The following is a 16,715-nucleotide window of genomic DNA, read 5'->3' on the forward strand; positions in this document are numbered from 1 at the left end:
ACGGGAGGGTGAGGGGGCGGTCCCGCCGGATCCGCAACGCGGTTATCTTCCCCGGAACCTCGGCGGCCTGCGTTCGGCGAAAGCCGCCTGCCCTTCCCTAAAATCGGCGCTGCGATAGGCGGCCTCGTAGAGCGCCGCCGTCTCGGCCGTGTCGCTGTCGGCGCCGGCCATCATCGCCTCGATCATGCGCTTGCTGGCGCGCAGGCTGAGCGGCGCACGCTCCGCCAAGCCGTTGGCATAGTCCAGCGCCGCCGCCTCGGCCTCCCCATCCGGCAGAACCCGGTCGACCAAGCCGATCGCCAGAGCCTCGGCGGCGTCCATCAGGCGGCCGGAGAACAGCATGTCCTTGGCCCGGGCGGGCCCGACCGTCTGCACCAGCCGCCGCGTGTCGGCGAAGCTGTAGGCCAAGCCCAGCCGCGACGGGGTGATGCCCAGCCGCGCGGTGTCGCCGGCGAAGCGCAGGTCGCAGGCCAGCGCCAGGCCGCAGCCGCCGCCGACGCAGAGGCCGCGGACCAGGGCGATGCTCGGCCGGTCCAGCGCCTCGACCGCCGCCAGCCCGGACCGGACCGCGGCATTGTACGCGGCGGTCGAGTCGGCATCGGCGAAGACCGTGCCGAATTCGGTGATGTCCGCCCCGGCCGAGAAGACCCCCTCCCCCTCCACGATCACCGCCGCGACCTCGGGGTCGGCATCGATCTCGCGGCACAGCACCGGCAGCGCCCGCCACATCGCCGTGCTGATCGCATTGTGCCGCGCCGGCCGCTGCAGCCGCAGCCGCGCCAGCCGGCCGTCGCGGAACCATCGGATCGGGGTGTCGGTCATCGGAATCCTCGGCTGAAAGCGGCCGAGTGTGTCACCGCGCGGCCCGGCCCGGCAATGCCGGGAGGCCCCTCAGGACGTGCCGCAGATCGCGAAGGCGCTGACGGTCGCGGCGGCGTTGGCGTAGCCGAGGATGCGCCAGGCGTTGTTCTCCGGCTGGCTGCGATAGATCACGACGACGGGGATCGTCACCGTGCCGACGCCGACCTCGCCGCTGTTGTACTGGATCGTCCCGGCGCCCGGGTTGCTGTTGAAGCCGCCGCCCAGGATGACCGATCCCGGCACGTCGCACGGCACGGTGATATCGACCGTATTTCCCGCCTGCACCTGCCGGTCCACCCGGATCTGGTTGTAGCTGGCGCCCCATGCTAGGGCGGGAGCAACAGCCAGACCTGCGAGCACAGCCCCGAAGCCCCTCAAGACCTTGAGCATGGTCTCCCCCTCGCCGAGAGGGGCTGAGGATAGGAGGGGAATCTTTACAGCCGCTATCGCCGCGGGGGCCAGCCTTGACATCACCCGAAAAGAATGAGAATGAACGTTCATTCTCATTATGGATCCAACCATGTCCGAGACCATTGCCGAGCCCCTGACCCGCCGTGAGGAGAAGCGCCGCCGCATCCTGGATGCGGCCGCCGACTGCTTCGCCCGGCGCGGCTTCCACGGCACCGGCATGGCCGAGATCTGCGAGGCGGCGGGGATGAGCGCCGGCAACCTCTACCGCTACTTCCCGGGCAAGGAGGCGATGATCGCCGCCCTGGTCGATGCCGAGCGGGAGGAGACGGCGGCGCTGTTCCGCGAGATGCGGGACAGCGACGATCCGCTGGCCGCGATCATCACCCTGCTGGAGCGGTTCCTGACCCTGACCACCGACGCCGCCGGGCACCGGCTGTGGCTGGAGATCCTGTCCGAGGGCGCGCGCAACCCGCAGATCCAGGCGGTGCTGGACCGCAGCGACGCCGAGGTGCGGCCGGCGCTGGCCCATCTGGCCGGCCGCGCCGCCACGCTGGCTCAGGCCGACACCGCCCTCGATTCCGATCAGGCCGCGGTCTGGCTGCTGATGCTGATCGACGGCTTCAGCGCCCGGGTGGCGACCGATCCGCGCTTCGACATCGCCGCCGGCATCGCCGCCCTGCCCGCCATGGTCCGCCGCCTGCTCGCCCCGGGAGCCTGACCCATGACCAGGTCCGTCAATCGCTGGGCGATCCTGCCCGTGGTCTCGGTCGCGCTGCTGCTGGTGGCGATCGACGCCACGGTGCTGCACATCGCCGTGCCGACCCTGAGCCGGGCGCTGGGGCCGAGCGCGTCGCAGCTCTTGTGGATCATCGACATCTATCCGCTGCTGATGGCCGGGCTGCTGCTGGCCGCCGGCACGCTGGGCGACCGCATCGGGCACAAGCGCCTGCTGCTGCTGGGCTTGGCCGTGTTCGGGCTGGCCTCGGCCGCCTGCGCCTTCGCCCCCGGCCCCGAATGGCTGATCGCCGGCCGCGCCTTCCTGGCTTTCGGCGGGGCGATGATGATGCCGGCCACCCTGTCGATCCTGCGCCTGACCTTCGACGACCCGCGCGAGCGGGCGATCGCCATCGGCATCTGGTCGTCGGTCGCGTCCGGCGGCGCCGCCTTCGGCCCGGTGGTCGGCGGCGCCCTGCTGGAGCATTTCCATTGGGGCGCCGTGTTCCTGATCAACGTCCCGATCGTGCTGATCGCCCTGCCCTTCGCCGCCTGGCTGCTGCCCGGCCGGCGGGTGAGCGAGCAGCATCCGTGGGACCTGCCGGGCCTGCTGATGGCGATGGCGGGGATCATCGGCGTGGTCTACGCCGTGAAGCAGACCACCCATGCCGGCGCCAGCCCGTGGCTGGCCGCCGCGATCGGCCTGGCCGGCGCCGGGCTGGTGGCCGCCTTCCTGCGCCGCCAGGCGCGCGCGGCGGTGCCGATGATCGACCTGTCGCTGTTCCGCAACCCGGCCATCGCCGTCGCCCTGGCCGGGGCCATGGTGGCGATGATCATCATCGTCGGCTTCGAGCTGCTGCTGAGTCAGCAGCTGCAATTGGTGCTGGACCTGTCGCCGCTGCAGGCCGGCCTGAGGCTGGCGCCGGTGCCGCTGGCGTCGTTCCTGGCCTCGCCGCTGGCCGGCGGGCTGGCGCACCGTTTCGGTTTCCGCGCCGTGCTGGCCGGCGCCCTGGCCCTGTCAGCCGCCGGCTTCGTCGCCATCGCCCTGCTGCCGGCAGGAGAGGTCTCGGCCGTCGAGATCATCGGCTTCATCGCCATCGGCGCCGGGGTGGGCGCGGCGATGACGGCGGCGTCGACCACGGTGATGAACAGCGCCCCGGCGCATCAGGCCGGCGGTGTCGCCGCGGTCGAGGAGGTGGCGTATGAGCTGGGCGGCGGCCTCGGCGTCGCCCTGTTCGGCAGCCTGATGGCGGTGCTGTACCAGCGCCTGCTGGTGCTGCCGCCGCTGCTGGAGACGGCCGTGCCGGCGGCGCGGCGGTCGATCGGCGAGGCGCTGCTGGCGGCCGACGCGCTGGCGGCGCCGGACGCCGGCACGGTGGCGACGGCGGCCCGGACGGCGTTCACATCGACCTATCAGGGGGTGTCGCTGGTGGCGGCGGCGCTGCTGGCCATGACCGCGCTGGCGGCGCTGGTCGTGCTGGCCCGGCGGCGGGCGGCGCCCCAGCCCGGCTGATCGCCGTGGACAGGCGCCGGGTCAGGCCGGATTGGCGCCGAAGACCTCGGAGCAGTAGAGCGTGTTGCCGCCGGCCAGGACGAAGAACACCACGTCCTGGCTGTTGGTCAGCGCCGTGACGGTGCAGACCTGCGGCAGCACCTGGTCCTGGATCGTCTTGGTGTCGTGCCGCTCCCACACCAGCTTGCGGCCGCCTTCCGAGGTCGGGGTGTCGCGGTCGGGCAGGCCGAGATCGGCGACCATCTCCGCCAGCGGGTGGTCCTGATACGGCGCGATCCGCTTGCCGAAATTCTCCCGCGCGGCCGCGGAAACGCTCTCCGCACTCTGCGGCTCGGCACAGGCGGCGAGCAGCAGCAGGGCGGCGGCGACGGTCAGCGATTTCGGGAAGGGCAACAGGACTCTCCGGCCAGCGGCGCGACGGGTCGTCCAGCGTGTACACGCCGGAGGCAGGACGGTCCAGCGGGTCGGCCGCCCGCCCGCCTAGATCTGCAGCCCCAGCCGGTCCAGCTCATCCGGCCGGAACGGCACCGCCGACAGCACGTAGACGAGATGGAACGGCTCCGCCCGGCCCGGCCGGAACACCGGCAGGCGGGCGGGGAAGAAGCCGATCGACCGGGCCCGGGTAACAAAGTCCGGATCCTCGAAGGCCGACCAGACCATCAGGATCCCGTCCGACGCCAGCGCCCGGCGAAAGGTCGCGAGGCCGTCCGCCCCGTAAAGCGCCGCGTTGCCGGCGGCGGACAGCGGCTGCGGCCCGTTGTCGACATCGAGCAGGATGACGTCATAGGCGGGGCCTTCGGCCGCCACGGCCAGCACGTCGCCGTGCCGGATCACGGCCGGATGGTCGCCCAGCGATGGGGGCCTGGTGTGCCGCCCGAACCAGCGGATCACCGCATCGGACAGCTCGGCCACCGTGACCCGCCCGGCGCCGCCGAGATGCCGGACCAGGCTGGCCAGGGTGTAGCCGAGGCCGAGCCCGCCGACGAGGATGGCGGGATCCGGCCTGCACGCCAGCTTGGCGGCGAGCTCGCCGAGCCGGTCCTCCGACTCGTGGTACTCGCCGTTCATCAGCTCCCAGCCATCGACCCGGATCATGTAAAGGCCGCCGCGCTCGTAGAGGTCGAGCACGCTGTCACCGAACGCGGCGCTGTCCACATGAACCCACATCGGCTGTCCTTTCCGGTCCAGGAAAACTCCTATACGGCCTGTTCGGCGGCGCGGTCCAATCCCCCTCACCCTCCCGTCGCTTCGCGCCGGGCCCCTCCCTCTCCCCACGGGAGAGGGTTTTACCTCTCCCTCGGGGAGAGGTCGAAATCGCTCCGCGATTTCGGGTGAGGGGGTGGCTCAGGCCCATCCGCCGAGCGGATCAATGCGCGTCCGCCGACGGAGCCTGTCGCGGCGCCACCTTCCGCATCAGCGGCACCATCAGCGCCGCCACGGTCAGGCAGGCGCACAGCACCAGGAAGGCGTCGGCATAGGTCAGGGTCTGCGCCTCGCGCATGGTCAGGGCCCAGAGCTGCTGCAGCGCCGCCGCATGGCCGCGCTGGGCGTCGCCGCCGAGCGCCACGGTCTGCGCCGCGGTGACCTTCTGCACCAGGTCGACCATGGCCGGGTTGGACGGGGTCAGATGCTCCGCCAGCCGCAGGAAATGCAGGTTGGTGCGGTCGTTCAGGATGGTGGCGCAGCCGGCGATGCCGATGGCGCCGCCCAGGTTGCGCATCAGGTTGAACAGGCCGGAGGCGAATTTCAGCCGGTCCGGCGCCAGCCCGCCCAGGGTCAGCGTCACCGCCGGCGCCACCGCGAATTGCTGCGAGAAGCCGCGGAAGGCCTGCGGCAGCAGGAATTCGCGCCAACCCCAGTCATGGGTGATCGGGGTGAAGTTCCACAGCGAGAAGGCGAAGCAGGCCAGGCCGAACATCATCAGCCAACGCAGGTCGAAGCGCTTGGCGCACCAGGCGTAGACCGGGATCGCCATGATCTGGAACACGCCGGTGGAGAACACCGTCAGGCCGATGTCGTAGGCGCTGAAGTCGCGCACCCGGCCGAGGAATTGCGGCGTCAGGTAGATGGTGGAGAACAGGCCGATGCCGGTGACGAAGGAGAAGAAGCAGCCGAGCGCGAAGTTGCGGCTCTTCAGCGCTCGCAAATCCACCACCGGTCGTTCGAAGGTCAGGCTGCGCCAGACGAACAGCACGCCGCTGATGCCGGCGATCCAGGCGGTGGCGCGGATGGTGTCGTCGCCGAACCAGTCCCAGCGCGGCCCCTCCTCCAGCGTGTATTCGAGGCAACCGAGGAACAGCGCCATCAGCACCATGCCGGGGTAGTCGGCGCCGCGCAGCAGCGACCAGTCCGGCTTGTCGATCTTCACCAGCATCGGCACGACGATGGTGATGAACACGCCGGGCACCAGGTTGACGAAGAACAGCCAGTGCCAGGAATAGTTGTCGGTGATCCAGCCGCCGATGGTGGGGCCCAGCGTCGGCGCCAGCGACGACAGCGCACCGATGGTGGCGGCCGCGACCACCACCTTCGGCCCCTGGAAGAAGGCGAAGGCGGCGGTGAACACGGTCGGGATCATCGACCCGCCGAGGAAGCCCTGCAGCGCCCGGAAGGCGATCATGCTGTTGATGTCCCAGGCCCAGCCGCACAGCAGGCTGGTCAGGGTGAATCCCGCGGCCGAGACGCTGAACAACCAGCGCGTCGACATCACCCGCGACAGCCAGCCGGACAGCGGGATGACGATGATCTCCGCGATCAGGTAGCTGGTCTGCACCCAGGCGGTCTCGTCGACGCCGGCGGACAGGCCGCCGCCGATGTCGCGCAGCGAGGCCGAGACGATCTGGATGTCCAGCAGCGCGATGAAGAAGCCGACGCACATCACCGCGAAGGCGAAGATCTTCTGCCCTTCGGTCAGCCCGGCGACGCCTGTGGGGGCCCCGGGGGAGGCTGCGGCGGCGCTCATTTCCCGGCGCCTTCCCGCTGGTCGACATCCGCGGTCACCGACAGGCCGGGCCGCAGCCGGCCCAGCGTCGAGGCGTCGCCGTCGAGCAGGATGCGCACCGGCACGCGCTGCACGATCTTGGTGAAGTTGCCGGTCGCGTTCTCCGGCGGCAGCACGCTGAACTGGGCGCCGGTGGCCGGCGCCAGGCTGGCGACATGGCCGTGGAACACCTCGCCCGGCAGCACGTCGGCCGTCACCGTCGCCGCCTGGCCCGGGCGCATCTGGGCCAGCTGCGTCTCCTTGAAGTTGGCGTCGACCCACAGGCCGGTCGCGGGCACGACCGATAGCAGCTGGGAGCCGACGGTGGCGTAGGCCCCCTCCTGCGCGGCGCGGTTGCCGATGGTGCCGTCGATCGGCGCCCGGATCTCGGTGTAGCCGAGGTTCAGCTGCGCCGTGTCGCGATCGGCCTCGGCCGCCGCCAGCGCCGCGCGGGCCTGCTGCTTCTGGGTGTCGATAACGTCGAGCTGGCGCTGCGCCGCCTGCAGCGCGGCGTCGGCCTTCTGGCCGTCGGCCACCGCCTGCTTGTAGTCGGCATCGGCCTTCTGGAACGTCTGGACCGAGGCCCAGGACCGGGCCGAAAGCTGCTGGTAGCGCGCCTGGTCGTCGCGGGTGCGCACGATCTCAGCCTCGGACGCGGCGATGCCGGCCTGGGCCTGGGCGATCATCGCCTGCTGCAGCCGGTATCCGGCGTCGAGATTGGCCAGGGTGGCATTCTGCTGCGCCACCGCGGCCACGGCCTTGGCCAGTGCCGCGCGGTAGTCGCGGTCGTCCAGCTTCACCAGCAGGTCGCCGGCATGGACCGGCTGGTTGTCGGTCACCGCCAGGGTGGCGATGAAGCCGGCGACCTTGGGCGCGATCACGGTGATGTTGCCGCCGACATAGGCGTCGTCGGTGCTCTCGAAGAAGCGGCCGACCGTCCACCAGTCATAGCCGTACCAGCCGCCGCCGAGGAGGAGGACCAGCGCCGCGCCGGTCAGGGCCAGGCGCTTTTTCGTCAGGCGCGGCTTCCGCACGACCGGCGCCTGCACCGGGGTCGAGGTGTCGCGGTCGAGAACGATGGCGTTCACGGCGTGGCCTCCTGGGGCATGAAGCTGGCGCGGGCGAGGCGGCGCCGGGTGCGCTCGTCGGCCGCGGGGCCCGGGCCGGGCCAGAACTCGCGCGGGGTCATGATCCGGCCGCTGTTGCGGTCGACCAGCACCGGGTCGGCGACGGCGCCGGTCTCGCGGTCGACCAGCTGGATGCTGGCGCCCTCCGGCGCGAAATGGCGGTTGCCCCAGGCGACGAGCGACCAGACCACGGAGCGGAAATCGCGACCGGTCTCGGTCAGGACGTATTCGTCGCGCGGCGGCTTCTCGCTGTAGCGCCGCCGCTCCAGCAGGCCGGCCTCGACCAGGCTGTTCAGCCGCCGGGTCAGCATGCTGGGGGCGATGCCCAGGGCCTTCCGGAACTCGTCGAAGCGGGTCGCGCCGTAATAGGCCTCCCGCATGATCTCGATGCTCCACCACTCGCCGACCCGCTCCAGACTTCGGGCGACGGGACATTGGGGGTTGCCGAGGCTCTTGCGCTGCATGGCGAAGCCTGCACTCTTATTGAATGATGATCGTCATATATGTCTGTTACTATCATTTTGCAAGTCACTCACGGAGCAACCTCCAGCGCTCTCTCCACGCGGCATCGTCCGTTTGCGATGGATTCGGGAGACCGCGGAGCGACAAGATCGGCGTGATGGCGGCCCACGAGATCTTCCTGCACTTCCTGACCACGGTGAAAAACCCGCTGGTCCTGGCCGCCTGCCTTCTCACCATCATCCTCAAGCCGCAGCGCTGGGCGATCAGGCTCGTCACCATCGCGGCGGCGCTGGCGTGGGGGGCGTTCAGCCTGACGGTCATCCGCCCCTCGGACCATCCGCTGGCGGCCCTGGCGATCAGAGCCGCGGCGGGCGCGCTGGTGGCCGAGGTGGCGCTGGTCCTGGTCGTGCCGATGATCGTCCTGGGCCTGTCCGCCGCCCGTTCGCTGCTGGCCTGGCTGCGCCCGCGGCCCTAGCCCGGCCGCGACCTATGCGTCCCGTTGCGCCGCCCCGCCCTTCCGGCCAGAATGACGCCGCGCCGCCGAGGACATGCCCGCAACCCGCCCCGATCGGGCGAGAGGTGACCCTTGAGTCGCGACCGCCAGCTGCATCTCGGCGCCTTCATGCGCCCGGCCAGCATCCACACCGGCGCCTGGCGCTATCCCGGCGCCACGCCGGACGCCAACTTCAACTTTCCCCTGCTCAAGCGCGCCGCCCAGACGCTGGAGCGCGGCCGCTTTGACGCCTTCTTCATGGCCGACCACCTGGCTGTGCTGAACATGCCGATGGAGGCGCTGAAGCGCAGCCACACGGTGACCTCGTTCGAGCCCTTCACCCTGCTGTCGGCCCTGGCCGGCGCGACCGAGCGGATCGGGCTGGTCGCCACCGCCTCGACCACCTTCGACGCGCCCTACCACATCGCCCGGCGCTTCGCCTCGCTGGACCATCTCAGCGGCGGCCGGGCCGGCTGGAACATCGTCACCACCTCGAACCCCGACGCGGCTTTGAACTTCGGGCTCGAGGAGCATATGGAGCATGGCGAGCGCTACGACCGCGCCCGCGAGTTCTACGACGTCGTCACCGGGCTGTGGGACAGCTGGGCCGACGACGCCTTCATCCGCGACGTCGAGAGCGGCCTCTACTTCGACCCCGACAAGCTGCATGTGCTGGACCACAAGGGGCCGAACCTGTCGGTGCGCGGGCCGCTGAACATCGCCCGGCCGCCGCAGGGCTGGCCGGTGATCGTGCAGGCCGGCGCCTCCGATGCCGGGCGGCAGCTGGCGGCGGAGACGGCGGAGATGGTGTTCGCCTCCGGCTCCACCCTCGCCCTCGGCCAGCGCTTCTATGCCGATGTGAAAGGCCGGGCGGAAAAGGCCGGCCGTGACCGGAACCATCTGAAGATCCTGCCCGGCGCCTTCGTCGTGGTCGGCGACACGGTGGAGGAAGCGCGGGCCAAGCGGGCAAAGCTGGACAGCCTGGTGCATTACGAGAGCGCCATCGCCTCGCTGTCGATCGCGCTGGGCACCGATGCCTCCGGCTTCGACCCGGACGCGAAGCTGCCGCCGATCCCGGAGAGCAATGCCAGCAAGACCGGCCGCGAGCGTGTGCTGGAGCTGGCGGAGCGCGAGGGGCTGACCGTGCGCCAGCTGGCCCAGCGCCTGGGCGGCTATGCCGGCCTGGCCTTCGTCGGCACCCCGACGACGATCGCCGACGAGATGCAGGCCTGGCTCGACGGCGAGGGCTCGGACGGGTTCAACGTGATGTTCCCGTATTTGCCCGGCGGCCTCGACGACTTCGTCGACCGGGTGGTGCCGGAGTTGCAGCGCCGCGGCCTGTTCCGCCGGGAGTACGAGGGCACGACGCTGCGCGACCATCTGGGCCTGCCGCGGCCGGGGAACAGGTTCTTCCCGCAGGGCTGAGGCCGTTCCTTCCCGTCATGGCGAGCCCCAAAGGGGCGTGGCCATCCAGCGGCTCGATCTCTGGATGGCCACGTCGCTTCGCTCCTCGCCATGACGACTCATGTCATCGAGACGTCGACACCGAAGGTCACCCCACCAGCTTGCGGATATAGTCGATCGAGCGCGCCGCAAACGTCTTCCAGTCGGCCGGGTTGTCATGCTCGACCACCAGCACCGCGGCGCGGGTCTGCCCGAACAGCGGGGCCAGGGACGGCCAGTCGATGATGCCGTCGCCGGTCGCTGTCCAGCCCTCGTCGGCGGCGGTGCCGGCGCGGGCGGTGTCCTTCAGCTGGATCGCGGTGATGCGGTCGGCATAGCGCGCCAGCTCCTGCGCCGGGTCGGCCCAGCCGCGGGTGACCCAGCCGATGTCGATCTCGAAATCGACGCCCGGCCCCGCCGCCTCCAGCAGCAGGTCGATCGGGCGGTTGCCGTCCTCCAGCCGGCGGTACTCGAAGTCGTGATTGTGCCAGGCGACCTTGAGCCCCTCGGCCTTCGCCTTCGCAGCCCCCTCCGCCAGTTGTCCGCCGACCCGGCGCCAGCCATCGGCGGTGATGCTGCGCTCCGCCGGGGTCAGGTAGGGCGGGATCAGCGTGTCGGTGCCCAGGGCATGGGCATAGTCGAAGAAGCGCCGCGGCTCGTTCACCAGCCCGGCCAGCGGCATGTGGAAGCCGGAGCAGGCGAGGCCGGCGGCGTCGATCTGCCGGCGGAACTGCCCGGCGTCGGCTTCATAGGCCGGCAGCCAGGGCTCGACCGCGTCGTAGCCGCATTGCGCCAGCCAGTCGAGCTGGGCCTCCAGCGGCGGGAAGAACCGGGCGGAGTAGAGCTGGAAGGAGATCGGGAGCATCGCGGCCGTCCGGCTTCAGGGACATCGACGGACAGGTTAGGCACGACGCCACCTGCCCGGCCAGCCGGATCGGGTTGCCCATGTCCGCCATTCTGGACAAACCGCCGCCGGCACCGTCGCCCGATTGACAGCGGAGCGGCTTCCCATGTTCTGATTGTTGCAAGGAATCGCCGACTCGCCTTGCGAGATCAGGTCGTGAACACCCCAGGGAGGAAACGAAATGTCGGAGACGACCGGGACCAAACCGGGTTTCGCCATGGGACCGACGCTCGACGCGGCGCCGACGATCGGCAGGCGCCGCTTCCTGCAGGGCACGGCCGGCGCGCTGGTCGCCCCGGCGGTGGCCGGGCTGCCGGCCATGGCGCGGGCGCAGGACAAGGTCGAGCTGCTGTTCTGGGCCTGGACGCCCGACACCCAGACCCAGGTCGACCTGTTCCAGAAGAAATATCCCGGCATCTCGGTCAAGCTGGAGAATGTCGGCCAGGGCCCGCCGCACTACGTCAAGCTGCGCAATGCGATCAAGGCCGGCAGCGGCCTGCCGGACGTGGCGCAGATGGAGTTCAACTCGATCGCCAGCTTCAAGCAGCTGGGCGTGCTGGCCGACCTGGCGCCGCAGGGCGTCGGCGAGGTCGGGCCGAAATTCATCGACTGGACCTGGAAGTCGGTGACCGACGGCGACAAGATCTACGCCGTGCCCTGGGACAGCGGGCCGATGGGCCTGCTCTACCGCGCCGACGTGTTCGACAAGAACGGCCTGTCGGTGCCCGAGACCTGGGACGACTATGCCGAGCAGGCGATCAAGCTGAAGGAAAAGGCGCCCGGCACCTTCATGTGCGATTTCGGCGCTTCGGATGCCGGCTGGGTCTGCGCCGTGCTGTGGCAGGCCGGGTGGCGGCCCTTCCACCTGGACGGCACCAGCCTGAAGATCGCGATCAACGACGACATCGCGAAGAAATGGGCCGACTACTGGCAGAAGCTGATCGACGCCAAGGCGGTCGACGTCAAGCCGATGTGGACCACCGAATGGTTCGCCGGGCTCGACGCCGGCACCTACGCCTCCTGGGTCACCGCGGCCTGGGCGCCGGTCTTGATGCAGCAGTCGATGAAGAAGAGCTTCGGCCAGTGGCGGGCGGCGCCGATGCCGCAATGGCAGAAGGGCGGCAAGATCACCTCGAACTGGGGCGGGTCGACCTTCGCGGCCTTCACCGCCTCGCAGCACCCGAAGGAGGCGGCGCTGTTCTGCCAGTTCATGGGCGCCGACCCCGAGGCCTCGAAGCTGTGGAACACCAAGCAGTTCCTGTTCCCGGTGCTGAAGGACCTGATCGACGACAAGGAGCTGATGGGCCACGGCTACGACTTCTATGGCGGCCAGAAGGTCAACGAGATCTTCGCGGTCTCGGAGAACCAGGTCGACCCGAGCTTCGAATTCGCGCCGTTCCAGGATTATGTGAACCAGCAGCTGCAGGACGAGATGGCCGCCGCCATTGCCGGCAACGGCACCCTGGCCCAGGCCTTCGACCGGGTGCAGGACACCGTCGTGGCCTATGCCAACGACCAGGGCTTCGCCGTCCTCTGAGCCCGGGGCCGGCGGGCGCGCCGTAATGGCGGCGCCCGCCGGTGCCCAGGCCCTCGGCACCCATGCCCGTGCCCCGGGCGGGGCCCAGCGGCGGATCCTGGTCGGCCGCAAGCTGGCGCCCTATGTCTTCCTGGCGCCGTTCCTGCTGCTGTTCGCCGGCTTCCTGATTGCGCCGCTGCTCTACGCCTTCCAGATGAGCCTGTTCCGCGAGACGCTGGTCGGCGGCGCCCGCTTCGTCGGGCTCGACAACTACATTCGCGCCATCCATGACGGGAGCTTCTGGGACGGCGTCGGCCGGCTGCTCCAGTTCGGCTTGATGCAGATCCCGGTGATGCTGGGGCTGGCGCTGGTGTTCGCGCTGATCCTGGACAGCGGCCTGGCCCTCGCCCGCGGCTTCTTCCGCGTCGCCTTCTTCATCCCCTACGCGGTGCCGGGGGTGATCGCCGCGCTGCTGTGGGGCTATCTCTACGGCCCGGCCTTCGGCCCGTTCAGCCAGATGTCCGAGGCCATGGGCTTCGGCAGGATCGACTTCCTGTCCGGCGGCGGCCTGCTGCCCTCGCTCGCCAACATCGCGGTGTGGGAGTACATGGGCTACAACATGATCATCTACTACGCCGCCCTGCAGTCGGTCCCGCGGGATCTGGAGGAGGCGTCGGCGATCGACGGCGCCACGGCGCTGCAGCATTCGCTGCGGATCAAGCTGCCGCTGATCGTGCCCACCATCATCGTCACCGTGATCTTCTCGATCATCGGCACGCTGCAGCTGTTCACCGAGCCGTACCTGATGCGCAACCTTGCGCCGAGCCAGATCAACAGCCACTACACGCCGAACTACTACGCCTATACGCTGGCCTTCATCTCGCAGCAGTACAACTACTCGGCGGCGATCTCCTTCCTGCTCGGCGCGGTGGTGGCGGTGGCGTCCTACGGCTTCATGCTGCTGACCAACCGCAGGGGGCGCCGGTGACGATCGCGGCCCGCACCGTCCGCTCCGCCGCCTTCCGGCGCCAGCGCTGGCTCATGACCGCGGTGCTGGGCGTCTATTTCGTCTACACCTTCATCCCGCTGCTCTACGTCATCGTCTCGGCGACCAAGAGCAATGCCGACCTGTTCGGCACCTTCGGCCTGTGGTTCGCCGGCGACCTCCACCTGTGGGAGAATCTGCAGGGCCTGTTCACCTACCAGGACGGGGCCTTCGCGCGCTGGCTGCTGAACACCTTCCTCTACGCCGCCATCTCCGGCCTCGGCGCCGCCCTCCTGGCCACCTGTGCCGGCTATGCCTTCGCCAAGTTCCAGTTCCGGGGCAAACGGCTGTTCTTCGCCCTGGTGCTGGGCGCGGTGATGATCCCGCAGACGGCGCTGTCGGTGCCGCTGTTCCTGATGCTGTCGAAGATCGGGCTGGTGAACACGCCGATCGCGATCATCCTGCCGTCGATGGTGTTCCCGCCGGGCGTGTTCCTGATGTGCGTCTATATCGAGGACGCGGTGTCGAACGAGCTGATCGAGGCCGGCCGCGTCGACGGCGCCGGCGAGCTGCACATCTTCGGCCGGATCGCCTTCCGCCTGCTGATGCCGGGCTTCGCCACGGTGCTGATCCTCGCCTTCGTGTCGACCTGGAACAACTACTTCCTGCCGCTGGTGATGCTGAGCTCGTCGGAGTACTTCCCGATCACCGTCGGCCTGTCGCAATGGTACGCCTCGGCCACCTCGGGCAGCGGCGGCACGGTGCTGTTCAGCATCGTCATGGCAGGCGCCCTGGTCAGCGTGCTGCCGGTGATCGCCGCCTTCCTGTTCATGCAGCGCTGGTGGCAGGGCGGCCTGGCTAGCGGCGGCGTGAAGGCCTGAGCCGCAGCACCAGCAGCGGCCCGTCACTGCCCCACGAGCAGCTTGTCGTTGGCGATCGGCCCACCCAGCTCGACCGTCCGTGACGCCCTGTCGTAGACGCAGATGAGACTGATGCCGCCGGATTCGCCGGGGCGCTTCCCGCCGACCACGGCCAGCCCGTAATGGTCGCTGCCATGCGGATCGACGACGATCCGGGGCATCGTGACCTTGCTGGCCGCCGCCTCCAGACACTTCGCTTCGACATCCTTCGCCAGGTCGGCTCCGGCCTTGGCGGGGGCCGTCAGAACACCGGAGCAGGCGCCTGTCGCGATCAGCGCCAAGCCGAGCGCCATACGTCCGTTCATCATGATCGTCCTTCCGTGCCCCTTCCCTTGCGGAGGCGTGCCGGAGGCCGGGCCTTGTCAACCGGCCCGGCGTCACTCGCCAAGGAGCTTCAAGGTGACTTGGTGCGGACGGCGGGACTCGAACCCGCACTCCCGAGGGACGCAGATTTTAAGTCTGCTGTGTCTACCGGTTTCACCACGTCCGCATCGCCCCGTCTATCGCCCGGCCCCGCCCGCCGCGCAAGCCGAATGCGGCTTGCCGGCGGGCGGATCGGTCCCCATTGTCCGGGGCATGAGCGATTTCCAATGGATCCATCTGGCCTGGCTTGTCGCCGCCCTGATCCTGGTGGCGCCGGCCGCGCTGCGCGGCGGCTGGGGCGGGCGCGGCCTGCTCTACCTCGCCGCCTGGCTCGGCATCGCGCTGCTGATCGGGCTGGCCTACTCGCTCTTCTCGGACTCGAGGCCGGCGGTGCCGCCGAGCGAGACCACCAGGACCCGCACCGCCTCGGTCGCCGCGGACAGCCGGGCCGCGTCGGTGCCGCGCAGCACCAGGCTGGTGCCGAACTTTCCGGCCCGGAAATACGGGTAGCTGCCGACCGACAGCTCCGAATACTCGGCGGCGATGGCGCCGAGGCCGGCGGCGATCACCCCCTCGCCCAGGTCGCAGGTCACGGTGCGGCTGAGCACCTTGTCGCCGCCGGCCAGCGTCGGGGCGATGCCGTCGAACATCGCCTGCATGATCCGCGGCACCCCCGCCATCACATGGACATTGCCGATGCGGAAGCCGGGCGCGGCGCTGACCGGGTTGTCGATCAGCGTGCCGCCCTCCGGCACGTTCGCCATGCGCAGCCGCGCCTCGTTCAGCTGGCCGGGCTCGTAATGCGCCTCCAGCCGGCGCACCGCCTCCGGATGCCGCAGCAAGGGCACGCCGAAGGCCCGGGCGACGCATTCGGCGGTGATGTCGTCATGCGTCGGCCCGATGCCGCCGGTGGTGAAGACATAGTCGTAGCGCGCCCGCAGCGCGTTGACCGCGGCGATGATCTCCTCCGGCACGTCCGGCACCACCCGCGCCTCGCGCAGGCGGATGCCGAGCTCGGTCAGCCGCTCGGCCAGGAAGCCCATATTGGCGTCCTTGGTGCGGCCGGAGAGGATCTCGTCGCCGATCACCAGAACGGCGGCGGTCACGATGCGGGTGTCGGTCATGGTCCTGCCCTGGCGTGAATCCGGGCGATGCTATCGCCTGGACGCGCCGGGAAACAGGCCGAATCTAGCGATAGCCGGTGGCGTCCGCGGGCTTGCCGGCGTCCTGCACCTCCGGCACGTAGCGCCAGGCGTCGGGCTGCGACCCGTCGAGATCGGTGAAGCCGTAGACCCGCGCCAGCCCGCCGCTGGACAGGGACTGGCCGTTCCAGCGCGCCCGGTCCGGGTCGGCCGCCAGCGCCGCCACGGCGCGTCCGGTGAAGCGCGGCGTCTCCGAGATGATGAAATGCGGTTGGATCTTCGTCGCGTCGCGCCAGGTCTCCTCGGTGACCTGGTAGGCCTCCAGCATCATCTCCGACCGCATCCAGCCCGGCGTCAGCGACACCGACGTGGCGGCGTGCGGCGCCAGGTCCTTGGCATGGGCCCAGGCCATCCGGTTCACCGAGACCTTGGCGAGGTCGTAGAAGGGCGACAGCCGGTAATGGTCGGCGTTGTACTCCGCCGTGCCGTCGGTGACCTCGACCAGCAGGCCGCCGGGGCGTTCGATCAGCAGCGGCAACGCGTGATGCGCGGTGATCAGATGGGTGTGCACGCCGAGCTGCAGCAGGCGCAGGCCGTTCTGCAGATCGTGCTCCCACACCGGCTTGTTCCACTCGAACAGCGTCTCGCCGCCCCACAGGTCGTTGACCAGGATGTCGAGCCGCCCCTGCTCCGCCCGGATGCGGGCGACCAGCCGCTCCACCTGCGCCGGCACCAGATGGTCGGTCTGCACGGCGATGCCCGTGCCGCCCGCCGCCGAGACCAGCTCCGCCGTCTCCTCGATCGTCTCCGGCCGCCGGTACTCCGAGGGCTGCCCTCGGATGCTGCGGCCGGTGACGTAGACGGTGGCGCCGGCCGCAGCA

Annotated in this window: 18 protein-coding genes and 1 tRNA gene; 7 read left to right on the top strand and 12 right to left on the bottom strand. The window is 70.0% G+C overall.

The window, feature by feature from the left end:
* Positions 1-42: 42 nt before the first annotated feature.
* Together BWR60_RS25920 and BWR60_RS25925 are read right to left on the bottom strand one after the other, a co-directional pair.
* Complete coding sequence (locus BWR60_RS25920; protein WP_088154413.1) at positions 43-822, bottom strand: enoyl-CoA hydratase-related protein; 780 nt, start codon at positions 820-822, stop codon at positions 43-45.
* Positions 823-891: 69 nt separating this feature from the next.
* Positions 892-1,251: a hypothetical protein gene (locus BWR60_RS25925; protein WP_144445760.1), complete on the bottom strand. Its 360-nt coding sequence runs from the start codon at positions 1,249-1,251 to the stop codon at positions 892-894.
* 130 nt (positions 1,252-1,381) lie between these two features.
* On the opposite strand from BWR60_RS25925, the gene BWR60_RS25930 reads away from it, so the two are divergent.
* Positions 1,382-1,990, top strand: coding sequence for a TetR/AcrR family transcriptional regulator (locus tag BWR60_RS25930; protein WP_179221947.1), 609 nt, complete (start codon positions 1,382-1,384; stop codon positions 1,988-1,990).
* A gap of 3 nt (positions 1,991-1,993) precedes the next feature.
* Positions 1,994-3,499, top strand: coding sequence for an MFS transporter (locus BWR60_RS25935; protein WP_088154419.1), 1,506 nt, complete (start codon positions 1,994-1,996; stop codon positions 3,497-3,499).
* Positions 3,500-3,520: 21 nt separating this feature from the next.
* Here the strand turns inward: BWR60_RS25935 and BWR60_RS25940 are convergent, their stop codons facing one another.
* From BWR60_RS25940 to BWR60_RS37785, 5 genes are all read right to left on the bottom strand, one after another.
* The gene (locus tag BWR60_RS25940) at positions 3,521-3,892 is read right to left on the bottom strand and encodes a hypothetical protein (RefSeq protein ID WP_088154421.1); all 372 of its coding nucleotides are present in this window, start codon (positions 3,890-3,892) and stop codon (positions 3,521-3,523) included.
* 87 nt (positions 3,893-3,979) lie between these two features.
* Positions 3,980-4,666 carry a hypothetical protein gene (locus BWR60_RS25945; RefSeq protein ID WP_088154423.1) on the bottom strand — a complete coding sequence of 229 codons (687 nt, stop codon included), beginning with the start codon at positions 4,664-4,666 and terminating at the stop codon, positions 3,980-3,982.
* A gap of 199 nt (positions 4,667-4,865) precedes the next feature.
* On the bottom strand, positions 4,866-6,461 hold the full coding sequence (locus BWR60_RS25950; RefSeq protein WP_088154425.1) for a DHA2 family efflux MFS transporter permease subunit: 1,596 nt from the start codon (positions 6,459-6,461) through the stop codon (positions 4,866-4,868).
* Positions 6,458-7,567, bottom strand: a complete 1,110-nt coding sequence (locus BWR60_RS25955; RefSeq protein ID WP_218823683.1) for an HlyD family secretion protein — start codon at positions 7,565-7,567, stop codon at positions 6,458-6,460. The genes BWR60_RS25950 and BWR60_RS25955 overlap by 4 nt, the downstream gene beginning before the upstream one ends.
* Entirely contained in the window at positions 7,564-8,070 is a 507-nt protein-coding gene (locus BWR60_RS37785) for a winged helix-turn-helix transcriptional regulator (protein WP_218823684.1), read from the bottom strand. The genes BWR60_RS25955 and BWR60_RS37785 overlap by 4 nt, the downstream gene beginning before the upstream one ends.
* Before the next feature lie 155 nt (positions 8,071-8,225).
* On the opposite strand from BWR60_RS37785, the gene BWR60_RS25960 reads away from it, so the two are divergent.
* A complete protein-coding gene (locus BWR60_RS25960; RefSeq protein WP_088154429.1) occupies positions 8,226-8,543 on the top strand; it encodes a hypothetical protein in 318 nt (105 codons plus the stop codon).
* Between the two features lie 111 nt (positions 8,544-8,654).
* Positions 8,655-9,986 (top strand): LLM class flavin-dependent oxidoreductase, encoded by a 1,332-nt coding sequence (locus BWR60_RS25965; protein WP_179221948.1) that lies wholly within the window; start codon positions 8,655-8,657, stop codon positions 9,984-9,986.
* Between the two features lie 127 nt (positions 9,987-10,113).
* Here BWR60_RS25965 and BWR60_RS25970 read toward each other — a convergent pair whose 3' ends face one another.
* Positions 10,114-10,869 carry a sugar phosphate isomerase/epimerase family protein gene (locus BWR60_RS25970; protein ID WP_088154431.1) on the bottom strand — a complete coding sequence of 252 codons (756 nt, stop codon included), beginning with the start codon at positions 10,867-10,869 and terminating at the stop codon, positions 10,114-10,116.
* A 220-nt stretch (positions 10,870-11,089) separates the two neighbouring features.
* Between BWR60_RS25970 and BWR60_RS25975 the strand changes: the two genes are divergently transcribed.
* From BWR60_RS25975 to BWR60_RS25985, 3 genes are read left to right on the top strand one after another with little or no spacing between them, the layout of a single operon-like run.
* Positions 11,090-12,445: an ABC transporter substrate-binding protein gene (locus BWR60_RS25975; protein WP_088154433.1), complete on the top strand. Its 1,356-nt coding sequence runs from the start codon at positions 11,090-11,092 to the stop codon at positions 12,443-12,445.
* 25 nt (positions 12,446-12,470) lie between these two features.
* Entirely contained in the window at positions 12,471-13,412 is a 942-nt protein-coding gene (locus BWR60_RS25980; RefSeq protein ID WP_088154435.1) for a carbohydrate ABC transporter permease, read from the top strand.
* Positions 13,409-14,290 carry a carbohydrate ABC transporter permease gene (locus tag BWR60_RS25985; RefSeq protein WP_218823685.1) on the top strand — a complete coding sequence of 294 codons (882 nt, stop codon included), beginning with the start codon at positions 13,409-13,411 and terminating at the stop codon, positions 14,288-14,290. The genes BWR60_RS25980 and BWR60_RS25985 overlap by 4 nt, the downstream gene beginning before the upstream one ends.
* Before the next feature lie 23 nt (positions 14,291-14,313).
* On the opposite strand, the gene BWR60_RS25990 is transcribed toward BWR60_RS25985, so the two are convergent.
* The 4 genes from BWR60_RS25990 to BWR60_RS26005 all read right to left on the bottom strand — a co-directional run.
* Positions 14,314-14,637 (bottom strand): hypothetical protein, encoded by a 324-nt coding sequence (locus BWR60_RS25990; RefSeq protein ID WP_218823686.1) that lies wholly within the window; start codon positions 14,635-14,637, stop codon positions 14,314-14,316.
* A gap of 97 nt (positions 14,638-14,734) precedes the next feature.
* A tRNA-Leu gene (locus BWR60_RS25995) sits at positions 14,735-14,819 on the bottom strand.
* A gap of 232 nt (positions 14,820-15,051) precedes the next feature.
* Positions 15,052-15,816, bottom strand: coding sequence for a competence/damage-inducible protein A (locus BWR60_RS26000; RefSeq protein ID WP_088154437.1), 765 nt, complete (start codon positions 15,814-15,816; stop codon positions 15,052-15,054).
* A 64-nt stretch (positions 15,817-15,880) separates the two neighbouring features.
* Positions 15,881-16,715: SDR family oxidoreductase (locus BWR60_RS26005; RefSeq protein ID WP_088154439.1), on the bottom strand; the 835-nt coding region annotated here is incomplete at its 5' end.

Origin of the sequence: Inquilinus limosus (assembly GCF_002195995.1) — a bacterium.
GTDB lineage: Bacteria > Pseudomonadota > Alphaproteobacteria > DSM-16000 > Inquilinaceae > Inquilinus > Inquilinus limosus_C.

Bases quoted from the DNA above. Each gene is read 5' to 3' on its own strand.
- BWR60_RS25975 (WP_088154433.1), top strand. From the start codon at position 11,090: ATGTCGGAGACGACCGGGACCAAACCGGGTTTCGCCATGGGACCGACG.
- BWR60_RS25930 (WP_179221947.1), top strand. From the start codon at position 1,382: ATGTCCGAGACCATTGCCGAGCCCCTGACCCGCCGTGAGGAGAAGCGC.
- BWR60_RS25970 (WP_088154431.1), bottom strand. From the start codon at position 10,869: ATGCTCCCGATCTCCTTCCAGCTCTACTCCGCCCGGTTCTTCCCGCCG.
- BWR60_RS25920 (WP_088154413.1), bottom strand. From the start codon at position 822: ATGACCGACACCCCGATCCGATGGTTCCGCGACGGCCGGCTGGCGCGG.
- BWR60_RS26000 (WP_088154437.1), bottom strand. From the start codon at position 15,816: ATGACCGACACCCGCATCGTGACCGCCGCCGTTCTGGTGATCGGCGAC.
- BWR60_RS37785 (WP_218823684.1), bottom strand. From the start codon at position 8,070: ATGCAGCGCAAGAGCCTCGGCAACCCCCAATGTCCCGTCGCCCGAAGT.
- BWR60_RS25925 (WP_144445760.1), bottom strand. From the start codon at position 1,251: ATGCTCAAGGTCTTGAGGGGCTTCGGGGCTGTGCTCGCAGGTCTGGCT.
- BWR60_RS25980 (WP_088154435.1), top strand. From the start codon at position 12,471: ATGGCGGCGCCCGCCGGTGCCCAGGCCCTCGGCACCCATGCCCGTGCC.
- BWR60_RS25990 (WP_218823686.1), bottom strand. From the start codon at position 14,637: ATGATGAACGGACGTATGGCGCTCGGCTTGGCGCTGATCGCGACAGGC.
- BWR60_RS25945 (WP_088154423.1), bottom strand. From the start codon at position 4,666: ATGTGGGTTCATGTGGACAGCGCCGCGTTCGGTGACAGCGTGCTCGAC.
- BWR60_RS25935 (WP_088154419.1), top strand. From the start codon at position 1,994: ATGACCAGGTCCGTCAATCGCTGGGCGATCCTGCCCGTGGTCTCGGTC.
- BWR60_RS25950 (WP_088154425.1), bottom strand. From the start codon at position 6,461: ATGAGCGCCGCCGCAGCCTCCCCCGGGGCCCCCACAGGCGTCGCCGGG.
- BWR60_RS25960 (WP_088154429.1), top strand. From the start codon at position 8,226: ATGGCGGCCCACGAGATCTTCCTGCACTTCCTGACCACGGTGAAAAAC.